This is a genomic window from Streptomyces sp. NPDC006923, from assembly GCF_040635655.1.
Taxonomy (GTDB): domain Bacteria; phylum Actinomycetota; class Actinomycetes; order Streptomycetales; family Streptomycetaceae; genus Streptomyces.
On sequence record NZ_JBEYIF010000008.1, the window covers coordinates 102,237 to 123,695 of the forward strand.

Consider the following 21,459-nt stretch of genomic DNA (forward strand, 5'->3'; position numbering starts at 1 on the left):
AGCTTGTGGGCGTGGCCCGCGCCCATGTCAGATCTTCCCGCCGGCCACGAGGGTCCCGGTGGAGCCGGCGTCGGTACGGCGGCGGCGTCCGGCTAGCCGGAACGCTCCGGCCGGGCGAGGCGGCATCCGACGCACCCACCGAGCTCGGCCCGCAGCCGGTCACCGGCGGCGGCCGAGGGACAGTGAAGGCACACACATGGCTCAGAGCTCTCTACCCGACACACAACACGACCCGCTGCTCGCCCCGGTCCTGGACGATCTTCCGGCCCGACAGCAGCCCGACTGGCCGGACGCGGCCCATCTCGCCTCCGTCCGGGCCGAGTTGGCCTCCGCACCGCCGCTGGTGACCTACGACGGCGTACGCGGTCTGCGTGACCTCCTCGGCCGCGCCGCCGAGGGCGACTTCTGTGTCCTCCAGGCCGGCGACTGCGCAGAGGACCCCGCCGAGTGCACGATCGGGGACATCAGCCGGAAGGTCGACATGCTGGGCGTCCTCGGTGACATCGTGCGGGCCGGCGCCGGACGGCCCGTCATCCGGGTCGGCCGGATGGCCGGGCAGTTCGCCAAGCCCCGCTCGGAGAAACGGGAAGCACACGGCGGCACCTGGCTCCCGGTGTACCGCGGGGAGATGGTCAACCGGCCGGAGCCGACGCCCGAGGCGCGCCGTCCCGACCCGTCCCGGATGCTGACCGGCTACCGGGCGGCCCGGGACGCCCTGACGGCCCTCGACACGCTGGGGCGCGGCGAGCGGGCGGCGTCCCAGGAGCGGATCTGGACCAGCCACGAGGCGCTGCTGCTGGACTACGAGGTGTCGATGGTCCGCCGGCACCGCGCGGGCGGCGGCTATCTGGCCAGCACACACTGGCCCTGGATCGGCGAACGGACCCGGCAGCCGGGCGGCGCCCACGTACGGCTGCTGGCCGAGCTGGACAATCCGGTGGCGTGCAAGGTCGGGCCCACCACGACCGTCGAACAGGTGCTCGCGCTGTGCGCGGCGCTCGACCCGGGGCGTGCCCCGGGCAGGCTGACGCTGATCGCCCGGTTCGGCGCGGACCGGATCGCCGCCCTGGCGCCCCTGGTACGGGCGGTTCGCCGGGCCGGGCATCCCGTGCTGTGGCTGAGCGACCCCATGCACGGGAACACCGTGCGGACGCCCGACGGCCTCAAGACCCGCAGGCTCGACGCGATCATGTCGGAGATCCGGCGGTTCGTGCAGATCGTGACGGACGGCGGGGGGCGGTGCGCGGGGCTGCATCTGGAGTCCTCGCCGCACGACATCGCCGAGTGCGACGGGGCGGGGTTCACCCCGGTCCGGGGACCTGAGTACCGCACGCTGTGCGATCCGCGGCTCAACCTCCTCCAGGCGGTGGCCGCCTCGGCGCACTGGTACGTTCCGGCCCTGCGGGCAGTGGCATGACTCGCCGCGCGGGCGCCTCCGGCCGGGGGCCGGCGCCGGGACACGCCCTGGCGCCGCCCGGCGGCCCGTTCGCGATCCTGCACCGTCCCGGCGCCGGCCAGGGGCCGGTGGCCGAGATCCTGACCGGCCGGATGCGGCGGGCGGAGCGGCTGGACCACCTGGACCTCGACGGAGCGGGCCGCGCGGACACCGGCCGGGCCGGACGGCACGGCGGTCCGCACACCACCCTCGTACTGGCTCCCTACCGGCAGATCCGGGAGCGCGGCTTCGCCGCTCCGGACGACGGGGAGCCGCTGCTGGCGATGTCCGTGGAAACACAACGCCGCCTGCCGCTGGCGGAGCTGATGGCGCGACTGCCCGACGGTGTGCCGGAGATCGAGGGAGCGGCCTTCGACACCGGTGACGCGGACTACGCGGCGGCCGTCGAGCGGATCGTGCGCCGGGAAATCCATGCCGGTGAGGGCTCCAACTTCGTGCTGGCCCGCAGTCTGCGCGGCCGGATCAGGGATTTCTCCCGGGCGACGGCGCTGGCCGCTCTCAAACGGCTGCTCGGCGCGGAGACCGGAGCGTACTGGACGTTCCTGGTGCACACCGGTGACCGGTATCTGCTGGGCAGTACGCCCGAGCAGCATGTGCGGGTGCGCGGTGACCAGGTGTCGATGAATCCGATCAGCGGCACCTACCGCTATCCCGGCGGTGGCGTCGAACTGCCCGGTCTGCTGCGGTTCCTGCGGGACCCGAAGGAGACCAATGAGCTGTACATGGTGGTCGACGAGGAACTGAAGATGATGGCGGCGCTGTGCGAGCGCGGTGTCGAGGTGTCGGGGCCTTCGGTGAAGTGGATGTCGCGGCTGGCGCACACCGAGTACTTCCTCGGCGGCCGTTCGGTCCGGCCGCTGACCGAGATCCTGCGCACCACGATGCCGGCGCCCACGGTGACGGGCAGTCCTCTGGAGAACGCCTGCCGGGTGATCTCCCGTTGTGAACCGGGCGGGCGCGGCTACTACAGCGGGGTGATCGCGCTTGTCGGCCAGGAGAACCGGACGCGCTGCCTGGACTCGGCGATCCTGCTCAGGACGGCCGACATCCGCGCGGACGGTGAGCTGCGGCTGACGGCGGGAGCGACGATCGTACGGGACTCCGTGCCGTCGAACGAGGCCGCGGAGACCACCGCGAAGGTCTCCGGCCTGCTGGACGCGCTGTCCGGGCGGCGAGGTGGCACGCGCGCCGACGGCGGCCCACCGAAGGCGCCGGCCGCGGCGGACTCCGATCTGGTGCGCGCCGCCCTGGAGTCGCGCAATCAGGGGATGGCCGCGTTCTGGCTCGGCGGCTCCGGCCGGAGGGCGGGCGCCCAGGGGGGCCTCGGTCCCGACCCGGTCCGGGTGACCATCGTCGACGCCGAGGACCGGTTCACCGCGATGCTCGCGTACCAACTGCGTTCGCTGGGCTGCTCGGTCCGGGTGGTCCCCTGGTACGAGGCCGAGGGCGCGGTCCGCCGGGACGGCGGCGGCGGCGGCGCCGGGGATCTGCTGCTGCTCGGCCCGGGGCCGGGCGATCCGACGGATCCGGCCAGTCCGAGGACGGCCGCGCTGCGGTCCCTGGCGGTCTCCCGGCTGGCGGAGGGACGGCCGCTGGCGGCGGTCTGTCTCGGCCACCAGGTGGTGTGCGCCGTCCTGGGCCTGCCGGTCGTGCGTCTGCCGGAACCGCATCAGGGCCGGCGGATGCGGACAGCGCTGTGGGGCCGGGAGCGGCTGGTCGGTCTCTACAACAGTTACACGGCACGAGCGGACAACGACTGGCTGGAAGTGCCCCGTCGAGGGCCACGGGTGGAAATCCAGCGCCGTCCCGGCGGCGAGGTGGTCGCGCTGCGGGCACCAGGACTGTCGACGGTCCAGTTCCACGCCGAGTCGTTCCTGACCGAGGAGGGACCGGACATCCTGCGCACGCTCGTGACGGAGGCCCTCGCTGTCGGAGGCTCCGGCCCGGCGCCCGTGCGCGAGACGGGAGGAGGGATCTATGAGCACGTCTGAGCTCACGGAAGTATCTCGGCCCCGGCGGTTCGACGCGTACGCCCTGCGCCGCTTCATGGGGAATTTCCCCACCGGTGTCACCGTCATCACCTGCCGCCGGGGCGACGTGGTGCACGGCACGACGGTGAACGCCTTCACCTCGGTGTCGCTCGATCCGCCGCTGGCACTGGTCGCCCTGGACCGGCGCAGCCGGGCCGCGCACCTGCTGGGCCGGGGCGATTACGTCATCAACTTCCTCGGCGAGGAACAGCGCGACCTGGCCATGCACTTCGCGGGCCGGCCCATGGACGGTCCGGTGCCGTGGGTGGACGAGACCGGTGCCACGCCCCGGCTGGCCGGCACCGTCGGCCATCTGGTGTGCCGGCCCTGGCGGGAGTACGACGGCGGCGACCATGTGCTGCGGCTCGGCGCCGTCGAGGACTTCGCCGCCGGGCAGGGGCGGCCACTGCTGTTCTTCCGCGGCGCCTTCCCCGAACTGGCCCCGGAACGGACGGACATCGCGTGGTCGCTGTGCCTGGACGGCACGGCCCCCGCGGAGCACTTCGTGACCAGCCACGAGACTCGGAAGTAGGGACATGACATCTCAGAGCGAGCAGCCCCGGCAGACCGCGCGGTCCGGCGACACCCCGCCGCCCCGCGTCACCCGGCCGCTGACCGGCGACGAGTACATCGAGAGCATCCGCGACGGCCGGGAGATCTGGGCCTACGGCGAGCGGGTCGACGACGTCACCAAGCATCCGGCGTTCCGCAACACCGTACGGATGACGGCGCGGCTCTACGACGCGCTTCACGACCCCGAGCACCGGGATGTGCTGACCGCGCCGACCGACACCGGGAGCAGCGGTTTCACCCACCGGTTCTACCGCGCGCCCCGCAGTGTGGAGGATCTGGTCGGGGACCGGGACGCGATAGCCCGGTGGGCCCGGCTGACCTATGGCTGGATGGGGCGCAGCCCCGACTACAAGGCCAGTTTCCTGGTGACGCTGGGGGTGAATCCGGATTATTACGGCGACTTCGCCGACAACGCGCGGCGCTGGTACGCGGAGTCCCAGGAGAAGGTGCTCTTCTGGAACCACGCGGTGATCAATCCGCCGGTGGACCGCAACCGTCCGCCGGACGACGTCGACGATGTCTTCGTGCATGTCGAGAAGGAGTGCGACGACGGTCTGATCGTCAGCGGAGCCAAGGTGGTGGCGACCGGCTCGGCCCTCACGCACTTCAACTTCGTGGCGCACTACGGCCTGCCCGTGAAGAAGAAGGAGTTCGCCCTGGTCGCGACTCTTCCCATGGGCTCGCCGGGGGTGAAGCTCATCTGCCGCCAGTCGTACGAGCTGGCGGCCGGCCGGACGGGCAGCCCCTTCGACTATCCGCTGTCGAGCCGGCTGGACGAGAACGACACCATCTTCATCCTGGACAAGGTGAAGATCCCGTGGGAGAACGTCTTCATCTACGGTGACACGGCGAAAGCGGGCACGTTCCTCAATTCCTCCGGTTTCACCCACCGGCTCACGTTCCACGGGGTGACGCGGCTGGCGGTCAAGCTGGATTTCCTGGCCGGCCTGCTGCTCAAGGGGCTCGATGTGACCGGCACCAAGGATTTCCGTGGAATTCAGACACGGGTGGGCGAGGTGCTGGCCTGGCGCAATATGTTCTGGGCGCTCAGTGATGCGATGGCACACCACCCGAACGAATGGCACGACGGTGCGCTGCTCCCGAACCTCGACTACGGGATGGCCTACCGCTGGTTTATGACCATCGGTTATCCGCGGGTCCGGGAGATTATTCTCCAGGACCTCAGCAGTGGCCTGATCTATCTGAACTCGCATGCCGCGGACTTCGCTCAGCCGGAATTGCGACCGCATCTGGACCGGTATATGCGCGGGTCGAACGGATATGACTCGGTGGAGCGGGTCAAGCTGATGAAGCTGATCTGGGACTCGGTGGGCACCGAGTTCGCGGGCCGGCACGAGCTGTACGAGCGCAACTACTCGGGCAGCCATGAGAATGTCCGGATCGAGCTGCTGCTCGCCCAGACCGCGTCGGGTCTGGTGGACCAGTACCGGGGTTTCGCCGAGGAGTGCATGGCGGAGTACGACCTCGACGGCTGGACCGCTCCCGATCTCGTCAATCCCGACCGGGGCTGACCTCCGTGGGCGCCGTCGGCGGCCGCGGCGGCCGGTGTCCGGGTGGGTCCCGGCCGGCCGGCCGCCGTGCGGCGCCGTTCTCCGGGGGGTCAGGACGCGATCAGGGCCAGGGTGAAGCCGTCGTACCCCTTCACTCCGACGGTCTGGACCGAGGTGGCGCTCACCCGGGGCTCGTCGGCGAGCAGCTCGTGGAAGCGGCGTACGCCCTGGACACCGCGGTCGGGATGGGCCGGGTCGGTGACGGCGCCGCCGAGGACGACATTGTCGACCACGACCACGCCGCCCGGGCGGGAGAGCTTCAGGGCCCAGGCGAAGTACGCCGGGATGTCGGGCTTGTTGGCGTCGATGAAGACCATGTCGAAGGGGTCGCTCCCAGCCGGACACAGCCCGGGAAGGATGTCCAGCGCCCTGCCGACGTGCTGCTCGACGGCGTCCGTGAGTCCGGCCCGCTCGATGTTGGCGGCGGCGACCTTGGCGAAGGACTCCTCCCACTCGATCGTGACCAGCCTGCCTCCCGGCGGGAGCGCCCGGCCCAGCCAGATCGAGCTGTATCCGCCGAATGTGCCTATCTCCAGAATGCGCCGGGCCCCGTGGATACGGGCCAGCAGATGCAAGAGCTTTCCCTGGCCCGGCGAGACAGCGAGGTCCGGGAGTCCGAATTCGATGTTCGCTTCCGCCGCCGCGGACAAGGCGTCGTCCTCCGGGACAAGGAGGCCGTTGAAGTAGTCGTCGACAGCGTTCCACTGTTCCTGTGTCATGGTTTCATATTTCATTACCCGACACGGAATGGCAAGCGGAGACAATAATATTCCGCCATATTTTCCTGCGGCACCAAAGAATGAGCATCCCCGATTCACCCTGCCCGGAATCGCATTCCAGAGAACAGTGCCATTCACCGAACACGCGAGAATGATTGACCGAAATCCCATGGATGGCTAGCGTGAAAAGTACCGAAGGAACACTCAATCACCCGACGGACTGGAGTAATTCCGCCATGCCAGAAACTCTCTCGCCCATGGAACACGAGCAGAGGTCCGCCCTCGTACCGCGGCTTCACCACATCGGTGTCCAGACCCGCGACCTGGACAATTGCACGGCGTGGTACGAGGACTTCTTCGGCTGCGTCCCCGCCTGGTCGCTGGACACGTTCTCCGACCTCACCCTCAGCCGGCTGCCGGGAATCACCCGGCTCACCGAACTGATGGTCGAGGACCTCCGCTTCCACCTGTTCGAGCGTGCCGGGCACGACCCCGTCCTGCCCGGCGGCAACAAGGCCCAGTTCCAGCACGTGTGCCTCTCGACCGGTTCGTCCGCCGAGCTGCGCGCCTGGCGCGAGCGCTGGCTGCGGCTGTACGAGTCCGGGCGCTACACCTTCGCGGCCGGCGACCGGCCCACTGAGATCGTCGTCGACGCCGACGGGGTGGAGAGCTGCTACCTCTTCGACGTCAACGGCCTGGAATTCGAGTTCACCTACGTCCCGGGCGGTAACCGATGAGTTCACGGACCGTCGCGGAGATTCCCGCTCCCGAAGACTGGGACTTCGGTGACTTCCCCTACGGACTGGAGCCGCTGACGCTCCCGGACCCTCCGACGGGCGACTCCGGGATCCCCGACGTCGGGCCGCCCGCCAAGGAGACCGCCGGAGCGGCGGTGACCTGCCCCTGCCCCCGGACCGGGCCCGCGCTCGGCTCGCCGGAACTGGCCCAGCAGCTCTTCTGGTTCCGCTGGATCACCGGCCATCAGGCGACCTTCGCCATCTGGCAGTTGCTCGCGCACGCCCTGCACCAGGCCCGTTCCCGGCAGGATCCGGGGACCGCGCTGACGGTGATGGGCGATCTCACCCGCGCCTACACCGCGATGCTGCTCTACACCAGTTCCTGCCCCAAGGACGTCTACAGCGCGGTGATCCGCCCGAGCATGTTCCTCCAGCACCGGGGCTTCAGCGGGACATGGGCCCCCGACTTCGTACCGGTGCGGGGCCTGCTGCGGGGCAAGAAGTTCGAGTGGAACGGCGCTCCCGAGGGCAAGGAACTCGCCCGCGAGGTCCGTATGTACCACACGGTGCACGCGGGGGTGGCGGCCAAACTCGTGCCCGACGGCCGTTCGCTGCTCCAGGAGACCGCGGTCACCAACAGGCTTCCGCACCCCCGGACCCAGGCCGTGGTCTACGACAACTTCTTCCTGACCCTGCGCGCACCGGTGCCGACGGCGGAGGTGGTGGAGCAATTACGGCGCCGGCTGCGGGCGGTGACGCTGGACACCGCCACCAACGGCCTGTACCCCGGGATGACCCCCGAGGAGGACCGGGCGCTGCCCGGGGAGCTGCGCGACGGCGAGGTGCCGGCGTACGAGCGCGACTTCCACGCCATCCTGCACCGGGTCGACCTCCTGGCGGCCGGTCTGACCCCGCGTCTGCTCGACAGCGGCCCGCGCTCACGCAAGTAGCCCACGCCCCCCGGGCGCCGACGGACGGAGTTGAGACAAGTGCGTCATGGAGTCGTGATTCTGCCCGAGCACCGCTGGCCCGTGGCCCGCCGCCGGTGGACCCTCGCCGAGGAGCTCGGATTCGATCACGCGTGGACCTACGACCAGCTCATGTGGCGGTGGCTGCGCGACGAGACCTGGTTCGGCGCGGTGCCGACGCTCTCCGCCGCCGCCGCGGTCACCTCCCGGATCACGCTGGGCACCATGGTCGCCACACCGACCTACCGGCATCCGGTGACCCTGGCCAAGGAGGTGATGTCGGTCGAGGACATCGCCGGAGGAAGGTTCGTCTGCGGTCTGGGCGCGGGCGCCGGCGGACTCGACGACCGGGTCGTCGATCCCACCGAGCGTTCGCCAGGCGAACGGGCCGACCGTTTCGCGGAGTTCGTCGAGCTCATGGACCTGCTGCTGCGCCGGCGCAGCACCTCGTACACGGGCACGCACTACCGGGTGGAGGACGTGCCCATGAACCCCGGCTGCCTGACCGGTCCGCGCGTGCCGTTCGCCCTCGCGGCCACCGGTCCGCGCGGTATGCGCCTGGCGGCGCGGTACGCCGCCACCTGGGTCACGGCCGGCCCGCCGGGCCGGTTCGACGCGCTGCCGTACGAACAGACGGTGGGCGGTGTCAGGGAGCAGCTCGACCGGCTGGACGCGGCGTGCGAGGCGACCGGCCGGGACCCGGCCACACTGGACCGGCTGCTGCTCACCGGCGCCATGGTCGGCGGTGTGCTGGATTCCGTCGAGGCGTACCGGGACGCGGCCGGCCGGTTCGGTGAACTGGGCGTCACGGACCTGGTGGTGCACTGGCCGCGCGACTCGTTCCCGTACCGCGCGAAGACCGAGGTGCTGGAGACCATCGCCGAGGAGGTCCTGCTTCCCGCGAGGGCGGGCACGGCGGGGAGCCGCACGGCGGCGCCGGCCGGACGGACGGCGGGCACAGGAGGTACGGCGTGATCGAGTACGAGATCGTCGACATGTTCACCGACCGGCCCTTCGACGGATGCGCGCTCGGTGTGGTGCCCGACGCGCACGGACTGTCCGGCGCGGACATGCTGGCCGTCGCGGGCGAGATCGGGCTCACGGAGACGGCTTTCGTGATGCCGCCGGAATCGCCCGGAGCCACCTACCGGGTCAGGGTCTTCACCCCCCGCGCGGAGTCGCCCTTCGGCGGTCACTCGGCGGTGGGCACGGCCACGGCGCTCGTCCGTCGCGGTGACGTCCCGGCCGGGCGGCTGGTGCAGGAGTGCGGCGGCAGGCTGCTGGCCCTCTCGGCGTCCGGGGAGAGCGCCACTCTGAGCGTCGAGGGCGATCCGCTCCCGGACCCCGGAGCGGACTGGGGCGGACTGCTGGCGGCGTGCGGACTGGCGGAGGAGGACCGCGCCGGTACGGCCCGGGCCGACGGGTTCGGGCCCGTCTTCCACTTCCTGCCGGTACGGCCGGACGCGGTGTCACGCGCCGCGATGGACCCGGCGTCCCCGGTCTGGGACGCGTGCCGGGACGCGGTCGTCCTCGCCTGGGACGCCGTCACCAGGACCGCGCACGCGCGGGTCTTCGCCCCCGGCTACGGCATGCCGGAGGACCCGGCGTGCGCGTCCGCCGCACTCGGCCTCGGGGCCTGGCTCGCCGGGACGGGGCTGATCTCCGGGCCGGACGGCCGGTACGCCTACCACCTCGTCCAGGGCGCGGAGCTGGGCAGGCCCGCGGCGCTGAGCTGCACCGTGACACTGCGGGACGGCCGCGCCGCGGCGGCCACGGTGACCGGCCGGGTCACCGCCACGGCGCACGGCCGTATGCGCGTGCCCCGCGCACGGGCGGCGGTCGTCTCCGGCCGCGCGACGGCCTGACCCAGTGAGAGCCAAGAGCCAAGCCGACAGAGAAGGAGATCCGCTGTGCTCTTCCGACCGGAGCTGCACGGTACCCGGGGCGCCGTCGTCTCGACCCACTGGCTGGCCTCCACGGCCGGCATGTCCATGTACGACAAGGGCGGCAACGCGTTCGATGCGGCGGCGGCCGCCGCCTTTGTGATCCAGGTGGTGGAACCCCATCTGAACGGGCCGGGCGGCGATGTGCCGATCCTGGCCCACCGTGCCGGATCCGGCGAGGCCGACGTCATCTGCGGCCAGGGCCCGATGCCGCGCGCCGCGAGCGTCGAGGCGTTCCGCGCGCGCGGACTCGCCGTGATTCCCGGCTCGGGTCTGCTGCCGGCCGTCGTACCCGGCGCGTTCGGCGCCTGGCTGCGGCTGCTGAAGGAGTACGGCGTGCTGCGGCTCGCGGATGTCCTGGAACCGGCCATCGGCTACGCCCAGCACGGCTATCCGCTGCTGCCGAAGGCGGCCGCCATGATCGCGGCGCTCGCCGGGCTGTTCCGTGACGAGTGGACGGAGTCCGGCCGGACCTACCTGCGCGGCGGGGTCGCTCCCCGGCCGGGTGAGCGGGTGTCCAATCCGGTGCTGGCGCGGTGCTACCGGCGGATCGTCGCCGAGGCGGAAGCGGCGGGGCGCGACCGCGAGAACCAGATCGACGCGGCGACACGCGCCTTCTACGAGGGGTTCGTCGCCGAGGCCGTCGACACGTATCTCGCCAAGGCGGAGGAGATCGACGCGACCGGCCGGCGCAACGGAGGTCTGCTCACCGGTGACGACATGGCCGCCTGGCGCCCCGGTCTGGAGCGGCCGGTCTCGGCGGACTACCGGGGGCTGACGGTGCACAAGCCGGGCCCCTGGTCGCAGGGCCCCGTCTTTCTGCAGCAACTCGCCCTGCTGGAAGGCTTCGACCTGGCGGGCATGGGTCCCGGCAGCGCCGACTACATGCACACGGTGATCGAGTCGGCCAAGCTGGCCTTCGCCGACCGTGAGGCGTGGTATGGCGACCCGGCACATGGGGACGTACCACTGAAGGAGCTGCTCGCTCCCGACTACACCGGGGCCAGGCGCGCGCTCATCGGGGCCGAGGCGTCGGGAACACTGCGGCCCGGCGCGCCCGGCGGGCGTACACCGTGGCTGCCGCCGGTGCTCGACGGCGAGGCCGCCCCGGCGCGTCCGGAGTGGCTCGGGGAGCTGGAACACGGCATCCCCGCCGTGATCAAGCTGACCGCGGCCAAGGGCGACACCTGCTGTGTCACTGCCACGGACGCGGCCGGCAACATGGTCGTGGCCACACCGAGCGGTGGCTGGCTGAAGAGCTCCCCCGTGGTGCCGGGGCTCGGCTTCCCTCTCGGGACCAGGGGCCAGATGGCCTCGCTCGCCGAGGGACACAACAACGCGCTGGCTCCCGGCAAACGCCCGCGCACCACGCTCAGTCCGACGCTGGTGCTGCGGGAGGGGCGCCCGTATCTGGCGTTCGGGACCCCCGGCGGGGACCAGCAGGACCAGTGGACCCTGGGGTTCTTCCTCCACCATGTGGAGTTCGGTATGAGTCCGCAGGCCGCGATCGAGGCACGGACATTCCACACCGACCATGTGCCCACCTCCTTCACGCCGCGGCAGTTCCGGCCCCGTGCGGTGGTCGCGGAGCGGGGCTGCGACCCGGAGGCGGTCGCGGAGCTGCGGCGGCGCGGCCACGAGGTCGAACTGGCCGAGGACTACTCGCTCAGCAAGGTGTGTGCCACGGGTCTCACCCGGGACGGTCTGGTACTGGGCGCGGCGAGTCCACGCGGTGCGCAGGCATACGCCGTCGCCGGATGAGGAAGGAGAACTGATAGCGTAAGTTTCCAAAAGGAAACCGCTTTGCGCTCGGCTGCGGAAAGAGGGCCCTGTTATGACGGCTGGTCAGGGAGACCGCGCGGACGGCTTCATCGTTCTCGGTGACGCCCGCCAGAACAACCTCAAGGGGGTGAATCTGCGGATCCCCAAAGGACGGCTCACCGTCTTCACCGGGGTCTCGGGCTCGGGCAAGTCCTCGGTCGTGTTCGGCACGATCGCCGTGGAGTCGCAGCGGCAGCTCAACGAGACGTTCCCGTTCTTCATCCGCAACCGGCTGCCCCGCCATGAGCGGCCGCGGGCCGAGGTGATGGAGAATCTCTCCACGGCGATCGTGATCGATCAGAAACCGGTCGGTGGCAACGCACGGTCGACCGTGGGCACCATGACGGAGATCAATCCGATGCTGCGGGTGCTGTTCTCACGACACGGCACCCCCAGCGCCGGGCCCTCACACATGTACTCGTTCAACGACCCGCGTGGCATGTGCGAGGAGTGCGAGGGCCTCGGCACGACCGTACGGCTGGACCTGGGCCGTCTGCTGGACGAGGACAAGAGCCTCAACGAGGGAGCCATCAGGTTTCCCGCGTTCGCGGTGGGCACCTTCCAGTGGCAGCTCTACGCCGAGTCCGGACTGTTCGACCCGGATCTGCCGCTGGGCCGGTTCGGTGCGGCGGAGCGCGAACTCCTCCTGCACGGAGGGGGGTTCAAGGTTGACCGGGCCGGCCGCAACGGCGTCTACAAGAATGAGTACGAAGGCATTGTCGACCGCTTCACCCGCCGCTATCTGAAGCCGGGCCTGGACGCGCTCAAGGGCAAGGAGCGGGCCGCGGTCGAGCGGGTGGTGACCCAGGGCCGCTGCGCGGTGTGCGGCGGGGCCCGGCTCAGCCCGGCCGCGCTGAGGTCAAGGATCGACGGTGACAGCATCGCCGACCACACCGCGCTGGAGATCAGTGAACTGATCCCCAGGCTCGGCCGGATCGATGCCCCGGTGGTGAAGCCGGTGGTGGACGCCGCTGTCGCGGCGCTGCGCCGTATCGAGGCCGTCGGTCTCGGCTATCTGAGCCTGAGCCGGGAAACCTCCACGCTCTCCGGCGGTGAGGCGCAGCGGCTCAAGACGGTGCGGCACCTCGGCAGCAGCCTCACCGGACTCACGTATGTCTTCGACGAGCCCAGCGTCGGTCTGCATCCGCGCGATGTACGGCGGCTGAACGAGCTGCTGTTCGCCCTGCGGGACAAGGGCAACACGGTGCTGGTCGTGGAGCACGACCGGGATGTGATCGCCGTCGCCGACCATGTCATCGACATGGGTCCCGGCGCGGGCGGCGACGGTGGCGAGGTGATCTACCAGGGGACCGTCGAGGGGCTGCGCCGGTCCGGCACCCCGACCGGACGGAGCCTGCTGGCGGTGCCGGGCCTGAAAAAGACCCGCCGGACCGCGACCGGTGTGCTGACGATCCGTGATGCCGATCTGCACAATCTGCGGAAGGTCACGGTCGACATTCCCACGGGGGTGCTCACCACCGTCACCGGAGTCGCCGGCTCGGGCAAGAGCACCCTCGTGTCGAAGGTGTTCACCGCGCAGCACCCCGAGACGGTCGTGGTCGACCAGTCCGCCGTCGGGATCTCGACGCGCTCCACACCGGCCACGTACACCGACATCATGGATACCGTGCGCCGCCTGTTCGCGCGTGCCTCGGGGGCCGATCCGGGGATGTTCAGCTTCAACTCCGCCGGGGCGTGTCCCGAGTGCCAGGGGCGTGGCGTCATCGAGACGGATCTGGCCTTCATGGATCCGGTCACCACGGTCTGTGAGCGGTGCGAGGGGCGCCGGTTCAACGATGAGGCGCTGGCCCACCGGCTGTCGGGCAAGAGCATTGTCGATGTCCTGGCGATGACGGCCGACGAGGCGGCCGAGTTCTTCGAGGAGCCGGGCATTGTCCGGAAACTGTCCCTGCTCATTGAGGTCGGGCTCGGTTATCTGGCTCTCGGCCGGCCCCTGTCCACCCTGTCGGGCGGTGAGCGTCAGCGTCTCAAGCTCGCCCACCGGCTGCGGGAGACGGGCAGTGTCTATGTCTTCGACGAGCCGACCACGGGGCTGCACATGGCCGACGTCGGCCGGCTGCTCACGCTCTTCGACCGGCTGGTGGACGGCGGGAACACCGTGGTCGTGATCGAACACGATCTCGATGTCGTCAAATACTCCGACTGGATCATCGATCTGGGACCCGAGGCCGGACGGCACGGCGGGCGGATCGTGTTCGAGGGCACCCCGGGCGATCTGCTGGGCGCCGAGGGATCGCACACCGCACGCTGTCTCGCCGACGATCTCCGGAGCGTCCGGCGCGCCGCCACCCGTGATTGACCACACCGCAGAAGGAGACCCCTGTGCCCCTCATCCATGTCACCCTGGTCCGCGGCCGCGGCGAGGAGGAGATCGCGGCGCTCGGCCGCGCGGTCACCACCGCCGTGCACGAGGCGCTCGGGACGCCTCGGGAGGCGATCCGTGTCACGGTCAGCGAGTGCGAGCCCGAACACTACTTCGTGGGCGGCGAGACGATGGCCGAGCTGAGGTCGTCGGGCCGCAGGTGAGCGGCGTCCGCCGGGCGCCCTCACGGACTACGGCGAGGACGCCCCGGTCGCCGTCCGGCCCCCGGCCCGGCCGGTCGCCTCCGTCGCGCCGGGCCGCTCAGCCGGCTGAGGGCACGCGCGAGGGAGGCTCGTCGGCGCCTTCGAACCGGTCCCGGATCAGCCGTATGCGTTCCGCCGAGTGGGACGGGAGATCCTGGCGGCCGATTCGCCCGCTGCGGGTGAGCAGATGGGCGTTGAACACCTCCGGTTCGAACCCGACACAGCGGTCGATCTCCTCGAACCATTCGAGGCTGGCCAGCGCGGTGCCCTGCATGCGGTCCACGGCCGGTTTGCGTTCCGCCTCGTAGGCGGCGAGGGCCTCGGGGACCGTGCCGTGCTCGCGCAGGGCGAGGGCCAGATCGAGAGCGTCCTCCATCGCGAGCTTGGTGCCCGAACCGATCGAGAAGTGCGTGGTGTGCGCGCTGTCGCCGAGGAGAGCGATATTGCGGTGGCTCCACCGGCGGTTGCGCACCACGGCGAACCGGCCCCACCTCGACTTGTTTCCCTCCAGGGAATGACCTCGCAGGAAGTCCGCGAAAAAATGACCGACCCGTTCGATGCCCACCGTGTCGCTGCCGCCGCCGTCAAGCGGCGCCGCCGCCGTCCGTTCGAAGCCGGCCGCGTGCCAGACGTCCTCGTTGACCTCGACGATAAAGGTGCCGCGCCCCGGGGCGTAGGGATAGGCATGGGCCTGCACGGGCCCGAACTCGGTCTCGGCGACGGCGAAGGTGAGCGCGTCCAGGACAAGGTCCGTGCCCAGCCACATGTAGCGGGCGCCCCGGATCTCGCGTTCGGTCCCGAAGGCGTCGCTGTAGCGGGTCCGCGTCGCGGAGTTGACTCCGTCCGCGGCCACCACCAAGTCGTACGCCTCGGCCAGCCGCGCCGGGTCCGGCGCCGGCGTACGGAAGCGCAATGTCACACCGAGCGCGGCGCAGCGGCGGCGGAGCAGGCTCAGCAACACCCGGCGGCTGATGGCCGAGAAGCCGTATCCCTCGTTGCGGGTGGTCCGGCCCCGGTGGCGCACATCGATCCGCGACCATCTGGCGAATTCGGCGGTGATGCTCGCGAAGAGGACGGGGTCGGCGGCCTCGATACCGCCGAGCGCGCCGTCCGAGAACACCACACCGAATCCGAAGGTCTCGTCGGCGGCGTCGCGTTCCCACACATCGACTTCGTGTCCGGGCAGCAGCCGCTTCACCAGGGACGCCGTGTAGAGGCCACCGGGCCCGGCTCCGATCACCGCGATGCGCATAACACCTCACTGTGGCTCAGTCGGGTGGGGAACCGAGTGGCCCGGGCCGCGCGCGGAAATCGACGCCGCACGACCGGCTGTCTCTGGACCACTTTCGGCATCACCACGCTAACATGTTATCCAACCGGAAACTATTTCTTCCCGGGGGACGACAGCCGACGGGACAACCGGCTGGGCCGCCGGCCGCCCGGGGCGTCCGCACCGCGTCAGGAGGAATCCGTGGTGAGCCCACCGTGCTCCGGCGAACTCGTCGGCCGACTGCTGAGTCCCGAACCGCCTCCCTTCGCGCTGCTGCGCAGAGTCCGCGCCGACACCGGCCGACCGGGCCCGGTCGAGCTGTTCCTCGGTGAGATGGTGACCGTCGACACCGTCGACGAGATCCCGGCGGCCGGGACCGGCCCCGGCCCGCGTGCCCTCGCCCTGCTTCCGTTCCGTCAGCTCGCGGAGCGGGGCATCGAATGCCACGACGACGGAACGCCGCTGCGGGTCCTGCGGATCACGGAGTCCCACACACTGGACCGGAGCCGTCCGCTCGCCGCGCTCCCCGCCCTCACCGTGACGATGGACGGCGCCGGCTTCGAGACGGACGACGCGCGGTACGCGGGCATCGTCCGCGACATGATCGCCGGCGATGTCGCCGAGGGAGGTCTGAGCTGTCTGATCCGCCGTGACTTCACCGCGCGGCTGCGCGACTTCCGTCCGGCGCTCGCACTGGAACTGTTCCGGCGTCTGCTGACCGCCGAGACCGGCGCGTACTGGACCTTCGTGGTGCACACCGGCGGACCGGAAGGCAGGACGCTCGTCGGGGCGACTCCGCAGGGACATGTACGGATCGAAGACGCGCACGTCACCATGGACCCGATGTGCGGCACCCACCGCTACCCGCCGGAGGGTCCGGACGTCACCGAGCTGCTGTCCTTCCTGGACGACCGGAAGGAGTCGGACGAGCTGGCGATGACGGTGGACGCCGAACTGGCGCTGCTGTCGGGTGTAGCGGGCCCGGGGGTACGAGTGGACGGGCCGCATCTGCGGCCGATGGCACATCTGGTCCACAGCACCTGCCGGATCAGCGGGCCCACCGGTCTGACCGCGCGGCGGGTACTGGCCCGGGCGATGTTCGCGTCCACGGCCGTGGGCAGTCCTTACGCCGACGCCTGCCGCGTGATCCGCCGTCGTGAGCCGGGCGGACGGGGCTACTACGGAGGCGCGCTCGCCCTGATCGGCCGGGACGCGTCGGGCCGGGAGGAGCTGGACTCCGCCGCGGTGATCCGCACTCTCGACATCGATCACCGAGGAGGGCTGCGGCTGTCCGTGGGTGCCACCGTGGGCCCGGACTCGTCGCCCGCCGACGAGACGGCGGAGACACACACCAAGGCCGCCGGGCTGCTCGGCGCCCTCGGCGCGGACGGTCCCCGGCCGGCCCCGGCCGCGCCGCCGGACCGCGCCGGCCTCGCGGCCGTGCTGCGCGACGGCCGGGTGGCCCGGAAGCTGGCCGAGCGCCGGGGTGAGCTCTCTCCGTTCTGGGCGGACCCGGCCCGCCCGGACGAACGCGGGCGGTGGCCGGGAGAGGAGCCGGTCACCGTCATCGACACCGGCGGCGACGACACCGCGGCGCTGGCGTACTTTCTGCGCGGCCTCGGGGCGGACACCGTGGTGCGCCGTTACGACAAGCCCGGACTGGCCACCGTATTGACGGAGCGTCAGGGACCGGTGGTGCTGGCGTCCGGTCCCGGCCGTCCCGACGACCTGACCGACCGGCGGATCCGGGCCCTCCACGACCTCGCCGCGGCGCTGGCCGCACCTGCCGACGACGGCTGCGGCCCACTGGCCGGAATCGGGCTGGGATTCCAGCTCCTGGTCGGCGCGCTCGGGCTGGCGGCCGTCGCCGGGAGGAGGGAGAAACCGGTGATCCGCCGCCGGGTCACGGTCTTCGACCGGACCGTCACCGCGGCCTTCCGCAACGGCTTCGCGGTGCGCGCGTCGCGGGAAACGTCTGCCGCGGCCGGCCGGCGGCGCGTCTCCCTGTGGACGGAGCCCGGCAGCGGGGAGATCGTCGCTCTGCGCGGCCCGGGCGTGGGCGGGTTCCAGTTCCGGCCCGAGTCGGTCCTGACCCGGGACGGGGCGTGGCTGCTGCGGACACTGCTGCGCCCGTGGGCCGGTTCCGGCCACCGGGAGGGACCGCCGCCGTACCGCGCCGCCGGACCCGTCACCGGCTGATCCGCGTCAGCCCGCCGGAGCCGGGCTGTCTTCCCTGCCGAGTTCGAGGACCGCCCGCGCGGCCGACTCCAGCGCGAAGGTCATCGATCCGCCGTTGGGCTCGAAACCGGCGTGGTCACCGGCGAAATGTATGCGCCCCTCGGGCCTGCGGATGACCGGCATCAGCGCGCTGTGGTCCCGCTCCGGCAGTATGTAGGCGCCTTCGATGTGCGGCTGCTGGTCCCAGACGACCGTCCGGCCGGTCTCGAAATGATCGCGGGCCCCCGGCAGAAGGCGTTCGAGGTGGTCCAGGACGAAGCGCAGCCGCTCCTCCTCCGTCATGACCGCGACGGCCCTGGCACGCCAGCCGGTCATCAGACACTCGACGATCTTCCGGGGTCCCGGCAGCCGCGGCGTCGCGTCGCGCACCCACCTGATGGGGAGATCGGTGGAGAAGCTGGCGTTGCGCTGGGGCCAGAACTGCTCGCGCATCTGGAGATAGACCCGGACGATCGAGGAGTACTTCACCCTGCGCATCACCTCGTGTTTGGCGTCCGAGAGTCCGGCATCGGTGAAGTCGATGTGCCGGACCGTGCTGAAGGGCACCGTCACGACCACACGGTCGGCCTCCATCGTGCCCAGCCCGCCGTGGTCCAGGAATGTCACACGCGCCCGGTGCGCGTCCTGTTCGACGCGTACGACCGGCTTCCGGTAGTGGATGCGGGTCTTCAGCCGTTCGGCGAACGCACGCGGGAACCGGTCGGTGCCTCCCGCCACCTTCGCCCAGCGGGGGTCGGCGTTGCTCAGCGAGTGCGGGCTGGACTCGTGGCGCAGCCAGGACAGCGCGGAGGCGGTCTTGAGGTCGCCGCCCCGCATCTCCAGGAACATCGGCTCCATGAGGTCGATCGCGGCGGGAGAGGCACCGCGTTCGGTCAGGACCTCGTACACCGACCGGCGGTCATAGGGCGCGAGTCGCGGTGTGACGGCCCAGTCCGCGGCGCCGATGTCCGGCTGGAGTTCCTCGTGGACCGCCGCTACGTAACGGTCGATCATCCCTGACACGCCGAGGCCCTTCTCCTCGGGGCCTAGCGGCAGACCGGCTCCGTCGACGTCGTCCTGGCCGGGGCCGAAGAGCCGGGAGTTGACGAAGTACGCGAACTGGGTGTCCACCAGGTCCGCGGTCTCCAGTCCGACGCCCAGTTCGCGCAGGTAGTGCATCGCGTAGTGGCAGTGCGGAGTCAGTGTCATGGCTCCGGCCTCGGCGTACAGGCCGTCGGCGAAGGGCTCCCTGAGTGTGTACGCCCGTCCGCCGGCGCGGGTGCCGGCCTCCAGCACCGTCACATCGCAGCCGCGCCCGGCCAGTTCGTATGCCGTCGCCAGACCCGCGAGTCCCGCGCCGATCACGATCACCTTCCTCGGCGGCCTGAGCCCCGGCATACCGCTGTCGAAGTCGCGGCGTATCTCCGACTGAGTGGCCTCTCGCATAGGTGTCTCTCCCCGCTCTGACGCCCGATCAGGGCATCAAGTCATTGTCCCGGAGCAACCATATGGCCGCTCCGGCCGGATTCTACGAGGGTCTTGACCGGCAGCAACATGCCTAGTTCCCCGACTTTTCACAGGCATTCGACCGGCGCCGAGCCGGCGATCTTGTTTCTGATCAGAAACAAGATCGGTGCGAGCCCTCCGACCGCCGGACTTCCCGCCGACGCTCTGGGCGCCGGGATGACACCCGGCCGATGGGCGTCTCCCGGCGACACTCCCGGCCACGGAGGGCGACCGGTCATGGCGTTCCGTACACTCGCGGTCACATCGAGTGACACGGGAGTGTGGATGAAAGCGAGCAAGGGCGACCGCCTGGTGATGCACGGCAGGGTGGTCGGCAAGCACGACCGCGTGGTGGAAATCGTGGAGGTGCTGGGACCGGACGGCACACCGCCGTTCAAGGTGCGCGCCGAGAACGGTCATGAATCGATCGTTTCGCCGGGTCCCGACTCGGCCGTGGAGTCGCGCCGGGCTTCCGAGTGACCACCGCTGCCCGGCCCGCCCCGGCGGCCGGGCAGCGGCCGTCTCCTCGCCCCCGGCATCACCGAGCCGGATCGAAACGAATAAAAGCTGCATACACCACAAAAATCGTCACATCGCCACAAATGGCACGCCTCTGTGGTCCGTTCACCGATCCGGGTGCTCCGGACCATGGCGCGGACCCGTTCGATACGATGACGAATCGCCGCTTCCGCACTCTCGCCGGCGTCGCGCCCGCATCACCGAAGAGGTCGAATGGCTACCATCAGGGACGTCGCCCAGCGGGCGGGGGTCGCGCCCAGCACCGTCTCGTACGTGTTCAACGGATCCCGGAGCATCTCCGAGGAGACGCGGGTGCGCGTACAGGAGGCCGTGGACGCCCTGGGGTATCACCCGCGTGCCAGCGCGCGGACCCTGCGCAGCAGCCGTACCCATGTGATCGCCCTGGCCCTGCCCCGCGCCGCCGGCCTCCAGCACTCCGTGGACGGCCGGTTCGCGATAGATGTCAGCGACGCCGCCAACAGCCTCGGATACGACCTGCTGCTCACCACCTCCCAGGACAAGGCCGGGGGCCTGCGGCGGGTCGCGCTCAGCGGCCTGGCGGACGCGGCGGTCCTGATGGCCGTCGACATGGAGGACGCGCGCATCGATGTCGTGCGGGAACTGGCCTTCCCGGCGGCTCTCATCGGGCGGCCCGCCGACGAGGACGCCCTGCCGTGGACCGACCTGGACTGGGAGGAGGCCGCCGTCCTCGCGGTGCGCGAACTGGCCGCGGCGGGCCATCGCGACCTGGTGTATCTCGCTCCCGCCGAGTCCGAGGTGCTGGGCCGGCGCAGTTACGCGCTCCGCGGCATCGCGGGCGCCCACCGGGGCGCCCGTGCCACCGGCACCGCCGTCCAGGTGGTCCACTCGGTCAACGACGCGGCCGGCCTCGCCCGCCGGCTCCACTCCCTGCTCGCGGACCGGGCACACCACGGCGCCGGGCGGCAGCCGACCGCCCTGGTCGTGCAGCACCCCTCCGCGCACCACCACATCCTGACCTCGGTGGCCGCGGCGGGACTTCGGGTGCCGGAGGACCTCACCGTCGTTGTCATCGGCGCTCTTCCCGGCGATCCGTCCAGCCAGCGGCTGCCCCGCGTCGAGCTGCCGGTGGAGACGCTGGCCTCCGGAGTCACCAGTCTCGCCGTGTCCGCCGCGGCGGCACTGCGTGAGTCGACAGCGAAGAACACGGCACCCGGCGCGGGCCTGCTGGCCGAGTCCGTCGGGCATCTGCTCATCGCCCCGGTACTGCTGCCGGGGGCCACGCTCCTCGGCCCCGTCTGACACATCCCGCCAGGGGACCGAGCGCGCGGCCCTCACCAAGGGCGCTTGCGCTGTGCCCTTTCTCACGTTTCTCGTGTTTCTCACCTCGCTCCACCCCTTGTCGGGGCCCTGATGAGCACCTAGCATCGCTGCAGCGCACCGTCGAATCGATTCGACAGGTCGATTCGACACCAGGGGCCGGGAGCCGAGTTGGGTACAAAAATAGGCATCGCGGACATGGCGACCCGGCTTGTCGGCGCGCCGTACGGACCCGCCCCACCCG

General features: G+C 70.8%; 17 protein-coding genes. 14 read left to right on the plus strand and 3 right to left on the minus strand.

All coding sequences use genetic code 11. The features are described 5' to 3' along the window. The first annotated feature begins 196 nt into the window (after positions 1-196). The 4 genes from ABZ707_RS17965 to ABZ707_RS17980 are packed head-to-tail and all read left to right on the plus strand — an operon-like array spanning position 197 to position 5,591. Positions 197-1,417, plus strand: a complete 1,221-nt coding sequence (locus tag ABZ707_RS17965) for a 3-deoxy-7-phosphoheptulonate synthase (RefSeq protein ID WP_360175175.1) — start codon at positions 197-199, stop codon at positions 1,415-1,417. After that, the gene (locus tag ABZ707_RS17970) at positions 1,414-3,447 is read left to right on the plus strand and encodes an anthranilate synthase family protein (protein ID WP_360175178.1); all 2,034 of its coding nucleotides are present in this window, start codon (positions 1,414-1,416) and stop codon (positions 3,445-3,447) included. Before ABZ707_RS17965 ends, ABZ707_RS17970 begins: the two co-directional genes overlap by 4 nt. Next, positions 3,434-4,018 (plus strand): flavin reductase family protein, encoded by a 585-nt coding sequence (locus tag ABZ707_RS17975; protein WP_360175181.1) that lies wholly within the window; start codon positions 3,434-3,436, stop codon positions 4,016-4,018. Before ABZ707_RS17970 ends, ABZ707_RS17975 begins: the two co-directional genes overlap by 14 nt. Before the next feature lie 4 nt (positions 4,019-4,022). Further along, complete coding sequence (locus ABZ707_RS17980) at positions 4,023-5,591, plus strand: 4-hydroxyphenylacetate 3-hydroxylase N-terminal domain-containing protein (protein WP_360175184.1); 1,569 nt, start codon at positions 4,023-4,025, stop codon at positions 5,589-5,591. Between the two features lie 89 nt (positions 5,592-5,680). Here the strand turns inward: ABZ707_RS17980 and ABZ707_RS17985 are convergent, their stop codons facing one another. Continuing rightward, positions 5,681-6,349 (minus strand): O-methyltransferase, encoded by a 669-nt coding sequence (locus ABZ707_RS17985; RefSeq protein WP_360175187.1) that lies wholly within the window; start codon positions 6,347-6,349, stop codon positions 5,681-5,683. A gap of 257 nt (positions 6,350-6,606) precedes the next feature. Here ABZ707_RS17985 and ABZ707_RS17990 point away from each other — a divergent pair, with 257 nt between their 5' ends. From ABZ707_RS17990 to ABZ707_RS18020, 7 genes are all read left to right on the plus strand, one after another. After that, positions 6,607-7,086, plus strand: coding sequence for a VOC family protein (locus ABZ707_RS17990; protein WP_360175190.1), 480 nt, complete (start codon positions 6,607-6,609; stop codon positions 7,084-7,086). Further along, positions 7,083-8,036, plus strand: coding sequence for a hypothetical protein (locus ABZ707_RS17995; protein ID WP_360175193.1), 954 nt, complete (start codon positions 7,083-7,085; stop codon positions 8,034-8,036). The genes ABZ707_RS17990 and ABZ707_RS17995 overlap by 4 nt, the downstream gene beginning before the upstream one ends. 54 nt (positions 8,037-8,090) lie before the next feature. Continuing rightward, complete coding sequence (locus tag ABZ707_RS18000) at positions 8,091-9,029, plus strand: LLM class flavin-dependent oxidoreductase (protein WP_360175196.1); 939 nt, start codon at positions 8,091-8,093, stop codon at positions 9,027-9,029. After that, the gene (locus ABZ707_RS18005; protein WP_360175199.1) at positions 9,026-9,919 is read left to right on the plus strand and encodes a PhzF family phenazine biosynthesis protein; all 894 of its coding nucleotides are present in this window, start codon (positions 9,026-9,028) and stop codon (positions 9,917-9,919) included. Before ABZ707_RS18000 ends, ABZ707_RS18005 begins: the two co-directional genes overlap by 4 nt. Before the next feature lie 45 nt (positions 9,920-9,964). Beyond that, positions 9,965-11,758, plus strand: a complete 1,794-nt coding sequence (locus ABZ707_RS18010) for a gamma-glutamyltransferase (RefSeq protein ID WP_360175202.1) — start codon at positions 9,965-9,967, stop codon at positions 11,756-11,758. 73 nt (positions 11,759-11,831) lie between these two features. Further along, a complete protein-coding gene (locus tag ABZ707_RS18015; RefSeq protein WP_360175205.1) occupies positions 11,832-14,138 on the plus strand; it encodes an excinuclease ABC subunit UvrA in 2,307 nt (768 codons plus the stop codon). A gap of 23 nt (positions 14,139-14,161) precedes the next feature. Beyond that, positions 14,162-14,365: a 2-hydroxymuconate tautomerase gene (locus ABZ707_RS18020; RefSeq protein ID WP_360175208.1), complete on the plus strand. Its 204-nt coding sequence runs from the start codon at positions 14,162-14,164 to the stop codon at positions 14,363-14,365. A gap of 97 nt (positions 14,366-14,462) precedes the next feature. Here the strand turns inward: ABZ707_RS18020 and ABZ707_RS18025 are convergent, their stop codons facing one another. Further along, entirely contained in the window at positions 14,463-15,656 is a 1,194-nt protein-coding gene (locus ABZ707_RS18025; protein WP_360175211.1) for an FAD-dependent monooxygenase, read from the minus strand. A gap of 219 nt (positions 15,657-15,875) precedes the next feature. On the opposite strand from ABZ707_RS18025, the gene ABZ707_RS18030 reads away from it, so the two are divergent. Further along, positions 15,876-17,873 carry a chorismate-binding protein gene (locus ABZ707_RS18030; RefSeq protein ID WP_360175214.1) on the plus strand — a complete coding sequence of 666 codons (1,998 nt, stop codon included), beginning with the start codon at positions 15,876-15,878 and terminating at the stop codon, positions 17,871-17,873. Positions 17,874-17,879: 6 nt separating this feature from the next. Here the strand turns inward: ABZ707_RS18030 and ABZ707_RS18035 are convergent, their stop codons facing one another. After that, positions 17,880-19,337: an NAD(P)/FAD-dependent oxidoreductase gene (locus tag ABZ707_RS18035; protein WP_360175217.1), complete on the minus strand. Its 1,458-nt coding sequence runs from the start codon at positions 19,335-19,337 to the stop codon at positions 17,880-17,882. Positions 19,338-19,682: 345 nt separating this feature from the next. Between ABZ707_RS18035 and ABZ707_RS18040 the strand changes: the two genes are divergently transcribed. Then, positions 19,683-19,877, plus strand: a complete 195-nt coding sequence (locus ABZ707_RS18040) for a DUF1918 domain-containing protein (RefSeq protein ID WP_360175220.1) — start codon at positions 19,683-19,685, stop codon at positions 19,875-19,877. Between the two features lie 252 nt (positions 19,878-20,129). Further along, the gene (locus ABZ707_RS18045; RefSeq protein ID WP_360175223.1) at positions 20,130-21,197 is read left to right on the plus strand and encodes a LacI family DNA-binding transcriptional regulator; all 1,068 of its coding nucleotides are present in this window, start codon (positions 20,130-20,132) and stop codon (positions 21,195-21,197) included. The last annotated feature ends 262 nt before the right edge of the window (positions 21,198-21,459 follow it).

What these genes read in the sequence shown, in the direction of transcription:
- ABZ707_RS17965 (WP_360175175.1), top strand. Translation starts at nt 197, where the DNA reads ATGGCTCAGAGCTCTCTACCCGACACACAACACGACCCGCTGCTCGCC.
- ABZ707_RS17970 (WP_360175178.1), top strand. Translation starts at nt 1,414, where the DNA reads ATGACTCGCCGCGCGGGCGCCTCCGGCCGGGGGCCGGCGCCGGGACAC.
- ABZ707_RS17975 (WP_360175181.1), top strand. Translation starts at nt 3,434, where the DNA reads ATGAGCACGTCTGAGCTCACGGAAGTATCTCGGCCCCGGCGGTTCGAC.
- ABZ707_RS17980 (WP_360175184.1), top strand. Translation starts at nt 4,023, where the DNA reads ATGACATCTCAGAGCGAGCAGCCCCGGCAGACCGCGCGGTCCGGCGAC.
- ABZ707_RS17985 (WP_360175187.1), bottom strand. Translation starts at nt 6,349, where the DNA reads ATGACACAGGAACAGTGGAACGCTGTCGACGACTACTTCAACGGCCTC.
- ABZ707_RS17990 (WP_360175190.1), top strand. Translation starts at nt 6,607, where the DNA reads ATGGAACACGAGCAGAGGTCCGCCCTCGTACCGCGGCTTCACCACATC.
- ABZ707_RS17995 (WP_360175193.1), top strand. Translation starts at nt 7,083, where the DNA reads ATGAGTTCACGGACCGTCGCGGAGATTCCCGCTCCCGAAGACTGGGAC.
- ABZ707_RS18015 (WP_360175205.1), top strand. Translation starts at nt 11,832, where the DNA reads ATGACGGCTGGTCAGGGAGACCGCGCGGACGGCTTCATCGTTCTCGGT.
- ABZ707_RS18025 (WP_360175211.1), bottom strand. Translation starts at nt 15,656, where the DNA reads ATGCGCATCGCGGTGATCGGAGCCGGGCCCGGTGGCCTCTACACGGCG.
- ABZ707_RS18035 (WP_360175217.1), bottom strand. Translation starts at nt 19,337, where the DNA reads ATGCGAGAGGCCACTCAGTCGGAGATACGCCGCGACTTCGACAGCGGT.
- ABZ707_RS18040 (WP_360175220.1), top strand. Translation starts at nt 19,683, where the DNA reads ATGAAAGCGAGCAAGGGCGACCGCCTGGTGATGCACGGCAGGGTGGTC.
- ABZ707_RS18045 (WP_360175223.1), top strand. Translation starts at nt 20,130, where the DNA reads ATGGCTACCATCAGGGACGTCGCCCAGCGGGCGGGGGTCGCGCCCAGC.